Here is a 16012-nt window from a genome sequence, read left to right on the forward strand (position 1 = left end):
ACGCTACCGTGCGGCCCATGAGCGAGCTCAGCACGGCGCGCCCCACGTCGTACAGCCGGGTGAGCCTGGGGATCATGGCGCACTCGAGCGAGGCGAACCTGCTGGGCAACGTGCACGGCGGCGAGATCATGAAGCTCGCCGATTCCACCGCGGGTGCGGTCGCCCACCGGCACAGCGGGGGACCGGCCGTCACCGCGGCGATGGACGAGATGACCTTCCTCGCCCCCGTGCACGTCGGCGACATCATCAAGACCTACTCCCAGGTCAACTGGGCCGGACGGTCGTCGATGGAGATCGGCGTCCGCGTGGAGGCCCAGCCGTGGGGCAACGCCAGCGACGAGCCGGTCCACGTCGCCAGCGCCTACTTCGTCTTCGTCGCGATCGACGAGGAGGGCCACCCGCGGCCCGTCCCGCCGCTGGAGACCGAGACGCCCGGCGACGTCCGACGTCAGCGCGAGGCCGAGATCCGGCGCGCGCACCGGCTGGCGCGCAAGACCGAGATCGACCGGGGCCGCGAGGAGTGACGGAGGCGCTGGTTCCCTGACCTGCCGCCCACGGCGCGTCGTGGGCCGCTGGGACGGGTGTGACTGGTGATACTGGGCGGGCTGACTTCCCCCAGCAGAGAGAGGCCCCCCGATGCCGTCCGCCCCGCCCCCCGGGTCGCACCAGCAGCGGTTCACCACGCTGGACCGCGCCCAGCGCGTCCGGTTCCGCCGCGCGGTGACGCTGATGCTGATGACCCTCGTCCTCCCGGGATCGGCGCAGCTGGTGTCCGGCAAGCGCCGCGTGGGCCGCATCGCGCTCTGGACCTGGCTCACGCTGCTCGTCGTCGGCCTCCTCGCTGTCGTGACGTCGTACTTCTGGCACGGGCTCGCCTTCTGGGCCGGCACCAGCACGGTGCTGCTGCAGGTGCTGCGCCTGGGCCTGATGGCGCTGGCCGTCGGCTGGGCCTACCTCTTCGTCGACGCCTGGCGGCTCGGCCAGCCCCTGACCCTGCAGCGCCAGCACCGGCTCGCGGTCGTCGGCGTCAACGGCTTCCTGTGCTTCAGCGTCGCCGGGGCGCTGCTCTTCGGGGCCCACGTCATCGGCGTGCAGCGCGACTTCATGCTCTCGATGTTCGGCGACGGCAAGGCCGTCGGCGCCCACCACGGGCGCTACAACGTGCTGCTCATGGGCGGCGACGCCGGTGCCGGCCGCTGGGGTCTGCGACCCGACTCGATGACCGTCGCGAGCATCGACGCCGAGACCGGCAAGGCGCTGCTCATCTCGCTGCCGCGCAACATGCAGAACTTCCCGTTCCCCGAGGGCTCGGTGATGGGCGAGCAGTTCCCCGACGGTTTCGACGAGGAGGGGATGTACCTCAACGGCCTGGCCACCTGGGCGCTCGACCACGCGGAGCTGTTCAAGGGCTCGAAGCACCCCGGAGTCGACGCGACCATCGAGGGCGTCGAGGGGATCACCGGCCTGGAGATGAACTACTGGGCGATGGTCAACCTCGAGGGCTTCAAGGACCTCGTGGACGCCGTCGGGGGCGTCGAGCTCAACGTCCGTCAGCGCATCCCCGTCGGCCTGCCGCACGACTCGTTCTTCCGCTACATCGAGCCCGGCACGCGCACGCTCAACGGCATGGACACCCTCTGGTTCGCCCGGGCACGCCACGACTCCGACGACTACTCGCGCATGGCGCGACAGAAGTGCGTGATGAGCGCGATGCTCCAGCAGGTCAGCCCGCAGGACGCCCTGCGCAACTTCGAGAAGATCGCCGGGGCCAGCTCGGCGATGGTCTCCACCAACGTCCCGCGCGGCGAGGTGGACCGCTTCGTCGACCTCGCACTCAAGGCGAAGAGCCAGAAGATCGCCACGCTCTCGCTCGTGCCGCCCATGGTCAACACGGCGAACCCCGACATCGACGAGGTGCACGCCAAGGTCGCGGCGGCCATCGCGAAGGCGGAGGGCCGTGCGCCCGAGAAGACCGCGGAGGCGACCGCCGAGACGACCGCGGAGGCGGCCGAGGGGGAGTCCGCCGAGACCACCGCCCCGGCAGCCGGGTCGCCGGCTCCGGAGCAGGGCGCCGCCTCGACCCCGGCCGCCCCGGCGACCCCGAGCACGCCCCCTGCCGTCGCGGGCGGGTCGGTCGGCTCGCTGTCCACCGGCTACGCCGCCAACCAGTCGGAGGACCTGGGCGCGGTTTGCTGAGCGCGGCTGTGGCGCCCCTAGTGTGTACGCCGTGACCACCGGACCCCTGCCTCGCATCGTCGCGGTCGTGGTCACCTTCAACCGTCTCGCGCTGCTCCAGAAGCTCGTGGCGCGGCTCGGGCAGGTCGACGGGCTGGCCGAGGTCCTGGTCGTCGACAACGCCTCCTCGGACGGCACGGGGGAGTGGCTCGCCGCCCGCCCGACGACCGGCGAGGTCCCGCTCAGCGGACGCACGCTCAGGACCAACCGCGGCGGTGCCGGCGGTTTCCACGACGGCCTCGCCTGGGCGATCGACCGCGGCGCCGACCTGGTCTGGCTGATGGACGACGACGGGCTGCCCGACGTCGACTGCCTCGACCAGCTGCTGCTGGAGACCGACAACCTCGACTTCTGGGGCCCGCTGGTCGTCGACGAGGCCGACCCGGGGCGGCTGGTGTTCCCCATCCGCCTGCCCGGGAGCACCCGCGTGGTGCACGCCGTCGACGACGTACGTCGTGCAGCGAAGCGGGACCGCATCGACGGGATCGTCATCCCCTTCAACGGCGTCCTGGTCACCAAGGAGCTCGTCGACCGGATCGGGCTGCCGCGCGAGGAGTTCTTCATCTGGGGCGACGACCACGAGTACCGCCTCCGCGCGGAGGAGGCCGGGGCCCGCGTCGCCACGGTGGTCACCGCCACGGTGCGCCACCCCAGCGTCGGCAACCTCGGCACGCCGATGATGTTCGGTCGCACGACCTACAACGACTCGCCGAGCGACCTCAAGCACTACTGCATGGCCCGCAACAACCTGGTCAACCTGCGCGACTACCGCGGTCCGCTGCACGCGCTGGCCTTCGTGGTGAAGACCGCGTGGTTCTACGCCTTCACCCGCCCCAGCCTCTCGCGGCTGCGGCTCAGCGCCAGCGCCATGCGCGCCGGCATCGCGGGTGACTTCGACGGCCACCGGAGGTTCCTGTCGTGACCGACCCGGCCGCGCCCGAGACGGTGGCGGTCGTCGTGGTCACCTTCAACCGCGCCGACCTGCTCGCCGGGATGCTCGACGGGCTCGCCGCCCAGACGCGCCGTCCAGACGCGGTCATCGTCGTCGACAACGCCAGCACCGACCACACCCGCGAGGTGCTCGCGGCGCGCACCGACCTGCCCCTGCACGTCACGCACCACCCGGACAACATCGGCGGCGCGGGCGGCTTCCACCTCGGCGTGCGGGCGGCGTACGACGCCGGGTGGGACCGGGTGTGGCTGATGGACGACGACGTGGTCCCCGCCCCCGGCTGCCTCGAGGCGCTGATGGCGGTCGACGAGGACTGCCTGATCGCCGTGCGCGAGGACCTCGCAGGCGCGCTGGTGGAGAAGGCGGCCGTCGAGTTCGACCTGCGCAACCCGCTGGCGATCAAGCCCAAGCGGTCCACCGTCGACAGCACCTTCGCCGACCGGGCTTCGATGCCGGAGCTCGTCGAGGTCCACAACGTCGCCTTCGAGGGCTTCATGGTCCGCCGCGGCGTGATCGAGGAGATCGGCTTCCCGGACCCGTCCTTCTTCATCTTCTACGACGACGCGGAGTACGCCGTCCGCGCCCGCCGCGCCGGCCGCCGGATCTGGGCGGTGCGCGACGCCGTCCTGGTCCGCCAGCTCGACTTCAACCAGCAGCACGACCTGTCGGGGTGGAAGGGCTTCTACATGTACCGCAACCTCTTCGTGGTGCACCTCCGCCACGGGGAGAACGTGCTGGTGCGCCTCAAGCCGTGGCTGATCACCCTCGTCGTGGTGCTGCTCAGCCCCGTGCGCGGTGGTCGGGCCGAGGCCCGCAACGTGATCCGCGCCATGGCCTCCGCGCGGGGCATGCGCCGCCTGACGGCTTCCGCCCGCCCCCCTCGATAGACTCACCCCGCGTTTCTCACCCAAGGAGTTCATCCCTTGTCCCAGGGCCCCACGACCGACACCGACCACACCCCCGACCAGCTCCCCGATCTCGTGATCGTCGGCGCCGGCCTGTTCGGTCTCACGATCGCCGAGCGGTGCGCCGAGGAGCTCGGTCTCCGCGTGCTCATCCTCGAGCGTCGTCACCACCTCGGCGGCAACGCCTACTCGGAGCGTGACCCGGAGACCAACGTGGAGGTGCACAAGTACGGCGCGCACCTGTTCCACACCTCCAACGAGCGCGTGTGGGAGTACGCCAACCGGTTCACGTCGTTCACCGACTACCGGCACCGCGTGTTCGGGAAGTACCAGGGGCAGGTCTACTCCCTGCCGATGAACCTCGCGCTCATCAACCAGTTCTTCGGCAAGTCGCACACGCCCGACGAGGCCCGCGCGCTGATCGCCGAGCAGTCCAGCGAGATCGTCACCGAGGACGCCTCCAACCTCGAGGAGAAGGCGATCAGCTTGATCGGGCGCCCGCTCTACGAGGCGTTCATCAAGGGCTACACCGCCAAGCAGTGGCAGACCGACCCCACCGAGCTCAGCGCCGACATCATCACCCGCCTCCCGGTGCGCTACACCTTCCAGAACGGGTGGTTCAGCGACACCTACGAGGGCCTGCCCACCGACGGCTACACGGCGTGGCTGACCAAGATGGCCGACCACCCCAACATCGAGGTCCGCCTCGAGACCGACTTCTTCTCCGTCGCCGATGACTACAAGGGCAAGGTCCCGATCGTCTACACCGGCCCGGTCGACGAGTACTTCGGCAATTCCGAGGGCCGCCTGTCGTGGCGCACCGTCGACCTCGAGGAGAGCGTCGTCGACACCGACGACTTCCAGGGCACCGGCGTGGTCAACTACAACGACCAGGACGTGCCCTACACGCGCATCATCGAGTTCAAGCACTTCCACCCCGAGCGGGAGAAGACCCACCTGCCCGGCAAGAGCGTGATCGTCCACGAGTACAGCCGCTTCGCCGAGGAGGGCGACGAGCCCTACTACCCGGTGAACACCGCCGACGACCGCGCCAAGCTGCTCAAGTACCGCGAGCTGGCGAAGGCCGAGCCGATGGTGCTGTTCGGCGGCCGCCTGGGCACCTACAAGTACCTCGACATGCACATGGCCATCGGTGCCGCCCTGTCGATGTACGACAACAAGCTCAAGCCGCACTTCACCGAGGGCGCCGAGCTCACGAGCGGAGGCATCGACGCATGAGCACCACCACAACCACCACCCGTCTGCTGCAGCGGCAGATCCTCCCGGTCGACCGCGACCCCGACACGTTCGCGCTCTACGTCGACCTGGAGGAGGCCCGCCTCGACACCAGCCGGCACGAGGTCGGCGGCAACAAGGCCGCCAAGGACCTCAACAACGCCGCGATCCGGCAGTCGACCTCCACCGGTCGCAAGCTGCGCCCCGACCAGGTCCTCTCGCGCACGGCCGTGCGCGCCCAGCCGGGCCAGATGGTCTCCTTCGGTACCTACTTCAACGGCTTCCCGGCCTCCTACTGGCGCCGCTACACCGTCGTCGACGAGGTCACCCTGACCGTGCAGGTGCGCGGCGCCGGCACCGTGGTGACGGTCTACAAGTCCATGGCCGCGGGCCACAACCAGGTCGTCGACTCCACCACCGTCTCGTCCGACGAGGCCGAGACGTTCGCGTTCGAGCTGACCCTGACGCCGTTCGTGGACGGCGGCTGGTACTGGTACGACATCGTCGCCGGCGACGACGGCGCCGTGGTCGAGTCGGCCCGGTGGACCGCCGAGGTTCCCGAGGACCGCGCCCAGCACGGCACCGCCGACATCTGCATCACCACGATGAACCGGCAGGACTTCTGCGCCAAGCTCCTCGGCCAGATCGCCGACGACGAGGACCTGCGTCCCTACCTCGACACCGTCCAGGTGGTCGACCAGGGCAGCAAGCCCCTCGTGGAGTCCACGTACTTCCCGGCCGCGCAGGAGTCGCTGGGCGACCGGCTGCGGGTCATCGTGCAGGGCAACCTCGGCGGGTCGGGCGGCTACGCCCGCGGCCAGCTCGAGAGCATCCGCAAGGGCACGGCGACCTACGCGCTCATGATGGACGACGACGTGGTCTGCGAGCCCGAGGGGATCATCCGTGCGGTGACCTTCGGCGACCTCGCCAAGCGGCCCACGATCGTGGGCGGCCACATGTTCAGCATCTACTCCCGCTCGCGCCTGCACTCCTTCGGCGAGATCGTCCAGCCCTGGCGCTTCTGGTGGCAGACCCGCCTCGACGGCTACAGCGACTGGGACTTCGCGGCCCGCAACCTGCGCTCCGCCCGCTGGCTGCACAAGCGCGCCGACGTGGACTTCAACGGCTGGTTCTCCTGCCTGATCCCGCGGGTCGTGCTTGAGGAGGTCGGCCTGTCGCTGCCGCTCTTCATCAAGTGGGACGACTCGGAGTTCGGCCTGCGCGCCAAGGAGGCCGGCTACCCGACCGTGTCCTTCCCGGGCGCCGCTGTGTGGCACGTGCCGTGGACCGACAAGAACGACGGCGTCGACTGGCAGGCCTACTTCCACCACCGCAACCGCATCATCGCCGCGCTGCTGCACTCGCCCTACGAGCGCGGTGGGCGGATGGTCCGCGAGTCGTTCAACCACCAGGTCAAGCACCTCGCGTCGCTGCAGTACTCCACCGCCGAGCTGCGTCACCTCGCGATGGAGGACGTCCTGGCGGGTCCGCACGCCCTCCACGGTGAGCTCGCGACGAAGCTTCCCGAGGTCAACGCCTTCCGCAAGCAGTTCGTCGACGCGCAGCTGCACGTCGACCGCGACGAGCTGCCGCCGGTGCGGCGCAAGAAGCCGCCCAAGAAGGGCAAGTCCGACATCGAGATCCCCGGTCGTCTCAGCACGCTCATCGGCGCCGGGCTCGCCCCGATCCGGCAGCTGCGCCCCATCCGGTCGATGTCGCGCGACTACCCCGAGGCCGAGCTCACCGCGATGGACGCCGCGTGGTTCAACCTGGTCAAGTACGACTCGGCCGTCGTGTCGATGAACGACGGCAGCTCGGTGGCGCTCTACCGCCGCGACCCCGAGGAGTACCGCGACCTCCTCAAGCGGACCGTCGCGATCCACCGACGCTTCCACCGTGAGTGGCCCGCCCTGGCCCAGCAGTACCGCGACGCCCTCGGCGAGATCACCTCGCCCGAGGCGTGGGAGAAGACGTTCGCCCCCTGGACCGACGGCTCCGACCGCGCTGCGGGCACGACCGAGTGAGCCGCCCGTGAGCACGACAGCCCCCGGCCCGGCCCGGCGTACGACGGCCGAGCTGGAGGCCCTGCCGCTGGCCCCGCCCGCGGCCACGGGCCTGAGCGAGGTCGTACGCCGTCGCTACCTGCTCGGCATGCTGGTGCGCAACACCATCAAGTCGCGCTACCAGGGCACCGTGCTCGGCTGGGTGTGGAGCTACCTGCAGCCGGCCATCCGGTTCTGCATGTTCTACTTCCTGTTCCAGGTGATGATCGGCCGCGGCGCCGGGATGGAGAACTTCGCCATCCACCTGTTCGCCGGCATGGTGATCGTGCACTTCTTCACCGAGACCTTCAACGGTGGCACCCAGTCGCTGGTCCAGAACAGGTCGCTGATCACCAAGCTGCCGGTGCCGCGCGAGATGTTCCCGGTGGCCCGCATGCTCGTCGCCGGCTGGCACACCATCCCGATGCTGGTGATCCTCGTGGTGCCGTGCGTGTTCCTCGGGTGGCGCCCCGACCCGGTGGGGATGGCGGCGGCGCTGCTGGGCTTCACCCTCACGGCCGCGCTCGGGCTGGCCCTGGGGCTGCTCTTCAGCGTCGGCAACGTCTTCATGCGCGACATCGGCAAGGTGGCGCAGACCCTCACCCAGTTCGTCACCTTCAGCGTGCCGATGATGTACCCCTACACCCTCGTGCAGGAGCGCTTCGGCGAGCCGATCGCGACCTACTACCTGTGGAACCCGATGGCCGAGGCCGTGCTCCTGATCCAGCGCGGCTTCTGGACCGGCACCACCAGCGACCCCGAGGCGACGGCCGCGGTGCACCTGCCCGACCACCTCTTCACCCGCGGCCTGGTGATGACGGCCATCGCGTTCGTGCTGCTGGTGCTGGCGCAGCGGATCTTCGCCCGTCTCGAGGCCCGCGTCCCGGAGCGTCTGTGATGACGACCATGATCCAGGTGGAGAACGCCACCAAGGCGTTCACGCTGTCCTACCAGCGCTCGCTCAAGCAGACGGTGCTGGCCAAGGCCCGCGGCCGCAAGACCCACGACTCCTTCAACGCCGTCGACGACGTGAGCTTCAAGGTGCACGAGGGGGAGTCGGTCGGCCTGATGGGCCTCAACGGCTCCGGCAAGTCGACGCTGCTCAAGCTCATCAGCGGCGTGATGCGTCCCGACAGCGGCTCGGTGCTGACGCGCGGCCGGATCGCGGGTCTGATCGCGACCGGCACCGGCTTCGACAACAACCTGAGCGGGCGGGAGAACCTCTACCTGAACGCGGCCATCCTTGGGATGTCGCGGGCCGAGACCGACCGCAAGTTCGACGAGATCGTCGACTTCGCCGACCTCGGGAAGTTCCTCGACACCGAGGTGGCCTACTACAGCTCCGGCATGAAGGCACGCCTCGGGTTCTCGGTCGCGGTCAACGTCGACGCCGACATCTTCATCGCCGACGAGGCCCTGGCGGTGGGGGACCGGCCGTTCAAGCGCAAGTGCAAGCGGCGCATGGACGAGATCGTGCGCTCGGGCGTGACGATGTTCTACGTCTCGCATGCCCCCGGCTCCGTCCGCAACCTCTGCGACCGGGTCCTGGTCATGGAGAGCGGGCGCCTCGGCTTCGACGGCGACGTCGAGGAGGGCATCCGCTACCTCCACTACGACGAGGGCGACGACGACCAGGGCGAGGACGACGGCCTCGGCGCCGACATCTAGGCAGCCCAACCCCAGCCCGCCCCCGAGCGGTGTGTGAGACACGTTTCGACCGCAGAAAACGTGTCTGACGCACCGCTCGAGGCATTTTCGGGGCACAATCGGTCAGAATTACACCGGTGTAACGGCGTGTCGAGTGGAAATTACAGCGTTGTAGTTACTCAGAAACCCTTCCGTGACTGATGTGACTGGTGTGAAACTCCTGCCTTGTGTGACCTTCCCCCACACAGCAGGAGTCTTGTCATGCGTCCTCTTCAGGCCCGCCTCGTCACCCTCTGCCAGCAGGTGCTGGCCCTGGGTGTCGTGCTCGTCGTGCTCACCCCCGCCTCCGGTGTCGTGTCCCTCGACATCGTGGGGGAGACGCCCGGTGCCCCCGCCGCCACGACCGCCCCCGCGGCGCTCATGTCGGCCACCGTCCCCACCGCGGCGGTGACGCCGACCGTGACCGAGGTGCCGCTGACCGGGGAGTCCGGCGGGTTCGCCGGGCTGCGGGGACGCACGGTCGCGGGCGGGGCCTCGGAAGCACGCGTGGTCAGCACGCCGCAGCCCGTGGACGCCTTCGGCGCGGTCGGGGTCACCTGGGCCAGCGGCGAGGAGCTCGAGGAGGACCAGATCACCCTCCGCGTCCGCACCCGCGAGGGCGAGGAGTGGAGCGCCTGGGAGGACCTGGAGTACCACGACGAGCACGGGCCCGACCCGGACAGCGCGGAGGCCGCGGCCGCCCGTCCCGGCACGGAGCCCACCTTCGTGGGCGACGTGGACGACGTCCAGGTCGAGGCCCGCACCGACGGCGTCGCCCTGCCCGACGACCTCTCCCTCGCCGTGGTCGACCCGGGGTCGGCCACGAGGACCGAGACCGAGGCGCCGGCCGATGCCGCGAAGAGCGACCCCGGTGCGTCGTACGACGAGGAGTTCGCGCAGCAGGAGGGCACGGACGCCGCCTCCGAGGGCATCACGCTCCAGGCGGCGCGCACGCAGGCCGTCGCGCAGCCCACCATCTTCTCGCGGGCCCAGTGGGGCGCCGACGAGAGCATCCGCAACAAGAGCGCCCTGCGCTACGGCTCGATCAGCGGCGGCTTCGTCCACCACACGGTCAACGCCAACGACTACTCCGAGGCCCAGGTGCCGGCGCTCCTGCGCAGCATCTACGCCTACCACGTGAAGTCGCGGGGCTGGAGCGACATCGGCTACAACTTCCTCGTCGACCGGTTCGGCCGGATCTGGGAGGGCCGCTACGGCGGCATCGACCGTCCGGTCGTCGGCGCCCACACGCTCAACTACAACGACTACTCGTTCGCGATGTCGGCGATCGGCAACTTCGACACCGTCCAGCCGCCCGACGTGATGCTGCGTGCCTACGGTGCACTCTTCGCGTGGAAGCTGTCGCTGCACGGGGTCAACCCCGCGTCGACGTCGCAGAAGATCGGTCGCGGCACGTTCCAGGCGATCAACGGCCATCGGGACGCGGGTTCGACGGCGTGCCCCGGCAAGTACCTCTACGCCCAGCTGCCGCTGATCCGGACGTATGCGTCCCAATCGGCGCCGGCGGTCCCGCCGCCCCCGCCGACCGAGGTCCCGATCGCCGAGCCCGCGCCGCAGAACAACCTCGACGCCTCGCCGTACCCCGACCTCGTCGTCCGCCGCGCCTCCGACGGCCGTGGCCTGGTGCTGCCGACCGGCGGCCTCACGTCCTTCCAGACCCGTACGGTCGTGGGCAAGCGCGGCTGGGACAAGCGCGCAGACGTCCTCGTCTCGCCCGACCTGACCGGGGACGGCTTGCCCGACCTGGTGACGGCGGACAAGTCCGGCGACGTCCGGGTCCGCGCCGGCAAGGGCAACGGCAAGTTCGGCAAGACCACGCGCAAGCTGCGGCTCCGCGGCTACTCGCTCGTCACCGCCGCCGGCGACATCAACGGCGACGGCCGCAACGACCTGGTGGCCCGGTTCAAGGGTCGTCTCGCCACCCTGCTCGGGACCGAGAAGGGCGGCTTCGCCCGCAAGGTCACGCGCAAGGGCTACGGCAACTACCGGCAGGTCGTCGGTGCCGGGGACGTCAACGGCGACGGCCGCGCCGACCTGCTGCTGCGCACCAAGAACCGCCTCTTCCTGCAGACGGGCTACGGCACCGGCCGGTTCGCCGCACCCAGGCGCGTCGCCGGGAAGTGGAGCGGCTACAACCGGGTCGTCGCCGGTGACTTCAACGGCGACGGACGCTCCGACCTGGTGGCCCGGACGTCCAAAGGCAAGATGATGCTGATGCCCGGACGCGGCGACGGCACCTACGGCGCCGCGCTGGGGCCGGCCACCAACCTCAAGACGATGCGCTTCATCACCGGCGCCAACATGGTCGGCGGTGCCGGGGCGGATCTGATCGGCGTCTCCGGCAAGCAGCTCGTCGTGGTCGCCAACCGCGACACCTTCGAGCTCGGCGCGCCGATCGACACCGGCGTCTCCTTCGCCGGCATGGACACGATCCTCAACGCCGGCGACGTCAACCGCGACGGGTTCGGCGACGTGCTCACCCGCGACGGCTCGGGCCAGCTGTGGTTCTTCGCCGGCACCGGCACCGGCACGCTCGCGGTGGGCACCGTGCTCGGCCAGGGCTGGGGACCGGTGCAGGGCCTGAGGGCGGTCGGCGACGTCACCGGCGACGGGCTCCCGGACCTCATCGGCACCCCGAGCGGGAGCCGGCTGACGGTCTGGCCCGGCAACGGCGCCGGCGTGGGCGCCGGCATCCTCGTCAAGGGTGGCGTGGTCCCCGCGCCGGCCGGGCTCCCTGCCGACCTCTCCGGCTTCGACTGGGTGCTGGGCGTGCAGGCGATGACCCTCAAGGGCTCGGCCGACTACGTCGTCCGGGACCGCGCGAGCGGAGTGGCGTACCTCTACTCCGGTCGCAAGTCCGGCGTCTCCGACCCGCGGGTGCTGGGCGAGGGACTGGGGGCCTTCGACCTGGCCGGGTGAGGCGGCGCGGGAGCAGCGCGATCAGGCCCGGGCAGTCGCCCGTTCGGCGTCGTGGACGTCGTCGAGGCGAGCCGGGTCGGGGTTGCGGACAAGGACCAGCGAGCCTCCTCGTCCGAGGGGCTCGGTGAAGGTGGCCATTCCTGGTGGGGAAGCCGGGTCGGCCACCGAGAGAAGACGGCCGCCGTCGGTGAGATCACTCCCGACGGCGGCCGTCAGGTCGTGCGGGCGGTCGGCGGGCGGCCCGAAGAGCTGCTGCTGGGTCAGCGCGTCGGTCGCGGGGTCGTCGCCGGTCGGCGGGTCCCACGCGGTGAACCCGTCGGGCTGCGACCAGATCTCGACGCCCACGTCGAGCACGCCGGCCGGGAGCGCCTCGGCGAACCGCACGCCCAACGGGCGCAGGCTGCACGCCAGCACCGGGATGGTCCCGGCGCGGGGCGCCCAGGCCCCGAGGCCGTCGGGGCCGCACACCACGGCGTCCGGCTGGTCGGAGGTGGTGACCCGCAGGCCGAGCGTCCACGCCGCGCCCAGGAACACCGGCGAGAGCCAGTGGGGCGGGAGGTCGATGCGCAGCGACATGCCGCGCTCGAGGTCGGCGACGTCGCTCAGCAGTCCGGAGGCCTTGGCCACCCAGTTGGCGTACGTCGTCACCGACAGCTCGACGCGTTCGTCGCTCGCGTGGTCGTAGAACGTCAGCAGCGGGCGTCCGGGGTCGCGTCGCAGCTGGGCTGCGAGCACCTCGGCGAAGGTCGTCACGAGTTGTGCCTCAGACGGCGTTGGGCTCCGGGGAGTCCATGTAGGGGTAGTCCTGCATGAAGGTGTCCAGCGCGGCGCCGCTCACCTCGGAGCAGTACTGCCAGACGCCGACCTGCTTGGTCGGGTCGGTCTCGCCGACACCGCCGAGCGACCAGTGGGTGAGGGCGACGTGCTGGCCGTCGGGGAAGTCCTTGCCGTCCTCGGAGGTCCACGGCACGGCCTTGAACTTGTCGCGCAGGTTGTCGGTGCCCTCCAGCTTGGAGGCGATGCCGCGCAGCACGTCCATCTGGTCGGAGTCGTCGGCGATGGTCTCGTCGTACCAGAGGATCGTGAAGCCGTGCTCGAGGTTGTGCACCAGCTCGCCGAGCTCGGGACGGTCGGAGGCGGTGTAGAGCTTGCGCTCCATGCTGTCCCACATGTTCCAGTGCTGGCCGAAGGCCGGCGGGGCGTCGGGGTAGGTCATCGGCGTGCCGACCTCGACGTGGTCCTGGCTGCCCTCGGCCGACTTGGTCGTGACGTCCTGGCAGACCGACGCCTTCGCGCCGATCTCACCGAGCGAGTCGGAGGCATAGGCCCGCAGGTCCCACCAGTCCTTGATCGGCTTGAACGCCGCGGCGCCGACGATCAGCACGGCGACGAGGACGCACACGCCCACGATCGCCAGCCCGCGCCGGTTCTCGCGCTTGGACTGCTGGGAGCGGATGGAGTCGATGACCGCCTGACGGTCGGTCTTTGCCTGCTTGGCCACGGTGCTCGGTGTCTCTCGGTCGAGTGCTGGGTCGGTCCTGCGGTGGGAGAGTCTACGTAGTCACGGGTGAGACGTGGCACACGACGCCTGCCACCGACTCCTCCCAGCGGCGGATCCGCCACCCGTTCGCGAAGCAGACCGCCGCCACGGCCGTGCGGTCCGACCCCTCGGGCAGCCGCAGCTCGTTGCGGTCGGGGTCGCCGTCGAAGGTCAGCGACAGCGTCGAGGTCATCGATCGACCACGCCCGACGACCCGCCCCACCTGCGTCTGGAGCTCGGGCAGGTCCACCGGCGCCCCGAAGGGAGCCCGGTCGGACTCGTCCCCGGCCAGGGCGCGTACGACGGCCTCGCGGGCGCCCCAGCCGAACAGGTCCCCGCCCTCGGGGCGCACGAGGGACGCGGCGCCGGGGCCGTCATCCCCGGGCGGTAGCACGAGGTCCGCGCGCCCGCGCACGACGGCGACCGGCCGTCCCGCCAGCTTGCCCTGCGCGAGCTCGGCGGCACCCGCGATCTCGTCGGCCACGGCCGGGAGGGTGACGGCGAGGGGGTTGCCGTGGGGGTCGGTGCGGCCGGCGAAGTCCTCGGCGACGAGCAGGCCGGCGGCGCCCACGGCGAGGTCGGTCTGCCCCTCGCGCCACGCACGACCCGACGTGTCGGTGACCACGACACCCACGTTGGTCCCGGTGCGCCGGAGGACCTCGCGGCGCAGCGACCGGGCGGAGGCGTCGGGGTCCACGGGGAGCAGCACGACCGAGTCGGCGGGCACGTTGGACGCGTCGACACCGGCCGCCGCCATGATCAGTCCGAGACGGTTGCGCACGATGCGCACGGGGCCGCGCTGCGCCACGACGCGGACAGTCTCCTCCTCGACCGCGGTCTCGCGGTCGCCCACCCGGGTGCGTCCCTCGGCCTTGCTGACCACCTTGCTGGTCACGCAGACCACGTCGCCGTCGGCCAGGTCGGCGCCGTCGCCGAGCGCGGCGAGCACGAGCGCGGCCAGGTCGTCCCCGGCTGCGACCTCGGGCATCCCGTCGGGCGCCCACACCTCGAGCCGGCCCACGGGGGCGCTCATGCGGGGTCGATGACGAGCGAGACGGCGGCCGCGGCCATCGCCGCGGTGGCGTCGTCGCCGGACATCATCAGCGGCACGGCCGCGGCCCGGATCCCGGCTTGGTCCAGTCCGGTCAGCTGGTCGGCGTCGCGCTCGTCGACCAGCCAGCCGTCGAGCACCCCGCCCGCGGACCGGGCGCCGTAGTGGGCACCGACGGCGCCGGCGCTCACCTCGACCCCGATGCTGGTGAGCATCTGGGCGGCCATGCCGTGCACGTGGGAGGGGCCGACGATGGGGGAGAGGCCCACCACGGGGGCGGACGTCGCGCGGACCGCGTCGCGGATGCCGGGCACCCCGAGGATCGTGCCGACCGAGACCACCGGGTTCGACGGAGGCAGGACGACGAGGTCGGCCTCGCCGATGGCCTCGAGCACGCCGGGGGCCGGGGTCGCGGCCTCCTGGCCGACCACGAGCACCGCCTCGGCCGCCACTGCGGCGCGCAGCCGCACCCAGTACTCCTGGAAGTGGATGACCCGCCGCCCGCTGGGGCTGTCGGGGTCGGCCACGGCCACGTGGGTCTCGACCCGGTCGTCGCTCATCGGCAGCAGCCGCACCGTGGCGCCGTGCACGGGCGTGAGCCAGCGTCGGCACAGCGCCTCGGCGACCTGGGACAGGGTGTAGCCGGCCTCGAGCATCTGGGTGCGGACCAGGTGGGTCGCGATGTCGCGGTCGCCGAGGCCGAACCACGTCGGCTCGACGCCGTACGCCTCGAGCTCGGTGCGCGCGCTCCAGGTCTCGTCGCGGCGGCCCCACCCGCGCTCGACGTCGATCCCGTCGCCGAGGGTGTACATCACGGTGTCGAGGTCGGGGCACACCTTGAGGCCGTGGACCCACCAGTCGTCGGCGGTGTTGGCCACGACGGTGACCTCGGTGTCGGCGGACCCGCCGGCGACGACGCCCGAGCGCAGGCCGTGCAGGAGTCCCTGGAGGAAGCGGGCCCCGCCGACGCCGCCGGAGAGGACGGTGATACGGCGGAGCGTGGACGCGGATGATGACATAGGAACAGCCTGCCGGAAGCGGAATGGCCATATCAGATCCGGGCTTGACTTGCGGGGTACGACAGGCATGTAATTCCCACAGTGTCGTTAGGTTGTTTCCAGTGTCTCGTCCAGTTCTGAAAACAGGGTCGAAAGGGCGTCAGCCATGAGAGCAGAACTGTTTCTTCTCGAGCCCGAGGGCGAGGAGTTCGGTTGGCAGGACCGCGCCTTGTGCGCGCAGACGGACCCCGAGGCGTTCTTCCCCGAGAAGGGCGGCTCCACCAGGGAGGCCAAGAAGGTCTGCCTGACGTGCGAGGTCCGCGACGACTGCCTCGAGTACGCGTTGATGAACGACGAGCGCTTCGGCATCTGGGGCGGTCTGTCCGAGCGCGAGCGCCGCAAGCTCAAGAAGCGGGCCGTCTGAGCC

General features: G+C 70.8%; 14 protein-coding genes. 10 read left to right on the top strand and 4 right to left on the bottom strand.

From position 1 onward, the window contains the following. The first annotated feature begins 17 nt into the window (after positions 1-17). From HOO61_RS09400 to HOO61_RS09440, 9 genes are all read left to right on the top strand, one after another. Positions 18-524 (top strand): acyl-CoA thioesterase, encoded by a 507-nt coding sequence (locus HOO61_RS09400; RefSeq protein WP_172258458.1) that lies wholly within the window; start codon positions 18-20, stop codon positions 522-524. 112 nt (positions 525-636) lie between these two features. Then, a complete protein-coding gene (locus HOO61_RS09405) occupies positions 637-2196 on the top strand; it encodes an LCP family protein (protein ID WP_172258459.1) in 1560 nt (519 codons plus the stop codon). 31 nt (positions 2197-2227) lie between these two features. Next, positions 2228-3157, top strand: a complete 930-nt coding sequence (locus HOO61_RS09410; protein WP_367650100.1) for a glycosyltransferase family 2 protein — start codon at positions 2228-2230, stop codon at positions 3155-3157. Further along, the gene (locus tag HOO61_RS09415; protein WP_172258460.1) at positions 3154-4074 is read left to right on the top strand and encodes a glycosyltransferase family 2 protein; all 921 of its coding nucleotides are present in this window, start codon (positions 3154-3156) and stop codon (positions 4072-4074) included. Before HOO61_RS09410 ends, HOO61_RS09415 begins: the two co-directional genes overlap by 4 nt. Before the next feature lie 36 nt (positions 4075-4110). Continuing rightward, complete coding sequence (gene glf, locus HOO61_RS09420; protein WP_172258461.1) at positions 4111-5331, top strand: UDP-galactopyranose mutase; 1221 nt, start codon at positions 4111-4113, stop codon at positions 5329-5331. After that, the gene (locus tag HOO61_RS09425) at positions 5328-7352 is read left to right on the top strand and encodes a glycosyltransferase (protein ID WP_172258462.1); all 2025 of its coding nucleotides are present in this window, start codon (positions 5328-5330) and stop codon (positions 7350-7352) included. The genes glf and HOO61_RS09425 overlap by 4 nt, the downstream gene beginning before the upstream one ends. Positions 7353-7359: 7 nt before the next feature. Beyond that, positions 7360-8268: an ABC transporter permease gene (locus tag HOO61_RS09430; RefSeq protein ID WP_367650101.1), complete on the top strand. Its 909-nt coding sequence runs from the start codon at positions 7360-7362 to the stop codon at positions 8266-8268. Then, positions 8268-9038 carry an ABC transporter ATP-binding protein gene (locus HOO61_RS09435; RefSeq protein WP_172258463.1) on the top strand — a complete coding sequence of 257 codons (771 nt, stop codon included), beginning with the start codon at positions 8268-8270 and terminating at the stop codon, positions 9036-9038. The genes HOO61_RS09430 and HOO61_RS09435 overlap by 1 nt, the downstream gene beginning before the upstream one ends. Positions 9039-9278: 240 nt before the next feature. After that, the gene (locus HOO61_RS09440; RefSeq protein WP_172258464.1) at positions 9279-11996 is read left to right on the top strand and encodes an FG-GAP-like repeat-containing protein; all 2718 of its coding nucleotides are present in this window, start codon (positions 9279-9281) and stop codon (positions 11994-11996) included. A 21-nt stretch (positions 11997-12017) separates the two neighbouring features. Here the strand turns inward: HOO61_RS09440 and HOO61_RS09445 are convergent, their stop codons facing one another. From HOO61_RS09445 to cofD, 4 genes are read right to left on the bottom strand one after another with little or no spacing between them, the layout of a single operon-like run. After that, complete coding sequence (locus tag HOO61_RS09445) at positions 12018-12749, bottom strand: TIGR03089 family protein (RefSeq protein WP_172258465.1); 732 nt, start codon at positions 12747-12749, stop codon at positions 12018-12020. Between the two features lie 10 nt (positions 12750-12759). Then, positions 12760-13497, bottom strand: a complete 738-nt coding sequence (locus HOO61_RS09450; protein WP_172258466.1) for a DUF3105 domain-containing protein — start codon at positions 13495-13497, stop codon at positions 12760-12762. Between the two features lie 52 nt (positions 13498-13549). Then, positions 13550-14569 carry a coenzyme F420-0:L-glutamate ligase gene (cofE, locus tag HOO61_RS09455; RefSeq protein ID WP_172258467.1) on the bottom strand — a complete coding sequence of 340 codons (1020 nt, stop codon included), beginning with the start codon at positions 14567-14569 and terminating at the stop codon, positions 13550-13552. Beyond that, a complete protein-coding gene (cofD, locus tag HOO61_RS09460) occupies positions 14566-15606 on the bottom strand; it encodes a 2-phospho-L-lactate transferase (RefSeq protein WP_172258468.1) in 1041 nt (346 codons plus the stop codon). The genes cofE and cofD overlap by 4 nt, the downstream gene beginning before the upstream one ends. Positions 15607-15751: 145 nt before the next feature. Between cofD and HOO61_RS09465 the strand changes: the two genes are divergently transcribed. Further along, entirely contained in the window at positions 15752-16009 is a 258-nt protein-coding gene (locus HOO61_RS09465) for a WhiB family transcriptional regulator (protein ID WP_056605988.1), read from the top strand. Positions 16010-16012 lie beyond the last annotated feature (3 nt).

It is taken from the genome of Nocardioides sp. zg-1230 (assembly GCF_013155335.1).
Taxonomy (GTDB): Bacteria; Actinomycetota; Actinomycetes; order Propionibacteriales; family Nocardioidaceae; genus Nocardioides.

What these genes read in the sequence shown, in the direction of transcription:
- HOO61_RS09400 (WP_172258458.1), top strand. Translation starts at nt 18, where the DNA reads ATGAGCGAGCTCAGCACGGCGCGCCCCACGTCGTACAGCCGGGTGAGC.
- HOO61_RS09405 (WP_172258459.1), top strand. Translation starts at nt 637, where the DNA reads ATGCCGTCCGCCCCGCCCCCCGGGTCGCACCAGCAGCGGTTCACCACG.
- HOO61_RS09425 (WP_172258462.1), top strand. Translation starts at nt 5,328, where the DNA reads ATGAGCACCACCACAACCACCACCCGTCTGCTGCAGCGGCAGATCCTC.
- HOO61_RS09435 (WP_172258463.1), top strand. Translation starts at nt 8,268, where the DNA reads ATGACGACCATGATCCAGGTGGAGAACGCCACCAAGGCGTTCACGCTG.
- HOO61_RS09440 (WP_172258464.1), top strand. Translation starts at nt 9,279, where the DNA reads ATGCGTCCTCTTCAGGCCCGCCTCGTCACCCTCTGCCAGCAGGTGCTG.
- cofE (WP_172258467.1), bottom strand. Translation starts at nt 14,569, where the DNA reads ATGAGCGCCCCCGTGGGCCGGCTCGAGGTGTGGGCGCCCGACGGGATG.
- cofD (WP_172258468.1), bottom strand. Translation starts at nt 15,606, where the DNA reads ATGTCATCATCCGCGTCCACGCTCCGCCGTATCACCGTCCTCTCCGGC.
- HOO61_RS09465 (WP_056605988.1), top strand. Translation starts at nt 15,752, where the DNA reads ATGAGAGCAGAACTGTTTCTTCTCGAGCCCGAGGGCGAGGAGTTCGGT.